2 protein-coding genes are annotated in these 3,370 nt (G+C 76.9%); one reads left to right on the top strand and one right to left on the bottom strand.

Annotated elements, in window-relative coordinates; all coding sequences use genetic code 11:
* Nucleotides 1-1,023 (bottom strand): glycogen debranching N-terminal domain-containing protein (locus BG452_RS31695; RefSeq protein WP_317621320.1); only part of this gene is annotated, 1,023 nt, incomplete at its 3' end.
* 755 nt (nucleotides 1,024-1,778) lie between these two features.
* Between BG452_RS31695 and BG452_RS31690 the strand changes: the two genes are divergently transcribed.
* Entirely contained in the window at nucleotides 1,779-3,092 is a 1,314-nt protein-coding gene (locus tag BG452_RS31690) for an alpha/beta fold hydrolase (protein WP_188307800.1), read from the top strand.
* The last annotated feature ends 278 nt before the right edge of the window (nucleotides 3,093-3,370 follow it).

Below are 3,370 nucleotides of genomic sequence, written 5' to 3'. Positions count from 1 at the left end.
GACCTGTTGCCGGCGGGCCAGCGCGCGCAGCGTGCCGGCCGCGAGCCGGGTGCCCAGCGGGAGGGTCAGCCGGGCGGCCCAGAGCGCGTCGGCCGGGGCGAGGCCGAAGCGCCAGGGCGCTCCGGAGGCCGGGTAGAGGTCGGTGGGGCGGTCCGGGTCGGCGAACAGCAGCCCGCCGAGGGCGTCCAGGGAACGGTAGACCAGCGGGGCGGCGCGCGGGTCGTCGCTGCGCACCTCCGGGTCCGTCCAGGGCAGCGGGACACCGGTGCCGCGCCCGCCGGGCGGACGCGGGCCGCCCGGGGCGCTCTCCAGCTCGGCGCACAGCTCGACCGACCAGCGGGTGCCGGGCTGGACCTCCAAGTCCCAGCGGAGCACCCCGGCCCCGGCCAGGACGGCGTGCGGGGAGGGCTTGGCGCTGACCACGGCGCAGTGCACCGGGCCCGACCAGCGCAGCCCGGCGGACTGCACCTGGCCGGGCAGGTCGGGCGGGCGGTGACCGGCGGCGATCTCGGCGACCGGGCCGAGGTCGGTGCCCAGGGCGATCTCCAGCGGCAGCCGGGCGGGCCGGGCGCCGGTGTTGCGCACCGTGACCGTCTCCACGCCGTCCGCGTGGCGCAGTCGCTCGACGGTGAGCGCCGGGTCCGGGTCGAGGTCGCCGGGGAGGCGCACGGATCCGAGGAATCGGGCCTGGGCGGTGCTGGTCAGGTTGCCCTGGAGCGGCAGCGGCTCCATCCCGCCCAGCCGCAGCTCCATCCGGGCCAGCACCCGGACGCCGTTGCGGTAGAAGCCGTGCAGGCCGTGGCCGCGCAGCTGGCCGTCCGGGCCGGAGGCGGCCATCGCGGGGGCGTTGACGCAGAGCAGCGCGTGGTGGACGGCGGGGGGCTGGGGGCGCGGCGGGGCCGCGGGCCGTCCGAGGCCGGCGAGTGCGCCTGCGGGCCCGGCCGTCGGGACCTGGTCGAAACGGCCGACCGGTCTGGGCGCGCCGACCACGCTCTCGGCCGGCATGGCCTGTAGTGGCCTCATGGCGGTCACCGGACTCTCCTCCCTTCGGCGGTCCGGTGGCCGGTCAGGCCGGTGGGCCGCGAGCATGCTCGATCGCGCGCTGGTGGTGCCTGGCCGGCGAGGTCTGACCCCGTCGGCGGGTGTGCCGTGTCTGGCCGTACCCGGCGGCGGGCCGTGCCATGCGGTGTGCGGTACCGGGCCGGTACCGGCGCACCGCGCCTTTCGCGTCGGGCACCTCATCGTGCCCGGCACGTCACGTCGTCAGGTCCGGCGCCCCGGCCTACCGGTGACGCCCCGCCCGTGACGCCCTGCCCCCGCGGCCCGCGTCCGATGGGCCGCCGGTCGTGCCCGGTCGGTCGTGCCCAGCCGGTCCGCGCCGCCGGACGGCCGCCCGGAACCCGGGCTGCGGTCGGACACCGTCCGGGTACAGGGCCCCCGGGGTGAACGCCGCGGACCGCCGCCAGGTCACGCCCGCCGTCGCTGCGGCTGGTCGCGCTCGGGGCCGCCGGGCGGTCGTGCCGCCTCCGTCGGCAGCGTCACGGAGGGCTTCGCCAGGGCCCTGGTGCCGTCCGGGGTCCGAGCCCGGCTCCGGTGCCGCTGGGGCCGGGGCCCGGTCGCGCTCGGCCGCTCGGCCCGGTGGACGGGGACGGAGACGGAGACGGTCGAACCGGTGCTCGACCGGCGCCAGGATACGGTGCGGGGGTCGCGGCGCCTGTACCCGGTGGCCCCGTGAACCGCGACGCAACCGCTGTGACCAGCAGAGACCGAGGAGTTGCATGTCCACCATCAGCCGGCTGCCCGGGATTGTCACGACCGACCACGTCTTCCAGGTCCCGCTCGACCACGCCGCGCCGGAGGGCGAGCAGATCGAGGTGTACGCCCGCGAGGTGGTGGCCTCGGGCCGCGAGCGGGACGACCTGCCCTGGCTGCTCTTCCTCCAGGGCGGGCCCGGCGGCAAGGCCGCCCGTCCGCTCGGCCGGGACGCCTGGCTGGAGCGCGCCCTGGACGACTACCGGGTGCTGCTGCTCGACCAGCGCGGCACCGGACGGTCCACGCCCGCGACCAGGCAGACCCTCGCCCGGCGCGGCGGCCCGCAGGAGCAGGCGGACTACCTGGCCCACTTCCGCGCGGACTCGATCGTCCGGGACGCCGAGCTGATCCGCCACCGGCTGCTCGGCGCCGACCAGCGCTGGAGCGTGCTCGGCCAGAGCTTCGGCGGCTTCTGCACCCTCACCTACCTCTCCTTCGCCCCCGAGGGGCTGACCGAGGCCTTCATCACCGGCGGTCTCTCCGGCCTCGGCAGCTCGGCCGATGACGTCTACCGCGCCGCCTACCCGCGCGTCGTCCGCAAGAACGAGGACCACTACGCCCGCTTCCCCCAGGACGTGGAGGCAGTGCGAGGGATCGCCGCCCACCTCGCCGACTCCCCCGCCACCCTGCCCGACGGCGGGCAGCTCACCGTCGAGGCCTTCCAGGTGCTCGGGATGATGCTCGGCGGCGGCAGCGGCTCCGGGACCCTGCACTACCTGCTGGAGGAGGCCTGGGTGGAGGGCCCGGCCGGGGCCGAGCTCTCCGACACCTTCCTGGCCGGTGTCCAGGCCAAGCTGTCCTTCGCCGAGGGCCCGCTGTACGCCGTGCTGCACGAGTCGATCTACGGCCAGCGTTCGGTGGACCAGGGCGGCACCGCCTGGTCGGCCGAGCGGGTCCGCAAGGAGTTCCCGCAGTTCGACGCTCGGGCCGCGCTGGCGTCCGGCGCGCCGGTGCTGTTCACCGGGGAGATGATCTACCCCTGGATGTTCGACACCGACCCGGCGCTGCGCCCGCTGAAGGAGACCGCGGACCTGCTCGCCGCCCGCACCGACTGGCCCGACCTCTACGACCCGGCGCGACTGGCCGCCAACACCGTGCCCGTCGTGGCGGCGGTCTACCACGACGACATGTACGTGGACACCGCCGACTCACTGGAGACCGCCCGCGCGGTGCGCGGCCTGCGGGCCTGGGTCACCAACGAGTGGGAGCACGACGGCCTGCGGGCCAGCGGCGGCAAGGTGCTGGACCGGCTGATCAAGATGGCGCACGGCGAGGCGTAGCGGCCTTCCGGCCGGCGGGGCGGCGAGCGAATCAGTGCGCACGGTGGGACCCCCTCGCCGCCTGCCGGGTGCCCCGGCACCGGTGGAGCCCGGTGCCGGACCGGACGGCGGCCGGGATGCAGGCCCCTGCCCGGCCGAGCCGCACGCCCCGGGCGGGCCGTGCACCGGCGACCGGACCATGCCCGGAGGCCGGGAGCAGGGCGACCGGTGCGGAACCGCTGTCGTCCGGCTTCGGCCCGCCGGAACCACCGGGACCGTCGGGACCGCGACCGGCCGGG

It is taken from the genome of Streptomyces sp. CBMA123 (assembly GCF_014596465.1).
In the GTDB taxonomy this organism is placed as follows: Bacteria; Actinomycetota; Actinomycetes; order Streptomycetales; family Streptomycetaceae; genus Kitasatospora.
This window is presented reverse-complemented; position numbering and strand designations above follow the sequence as displayed.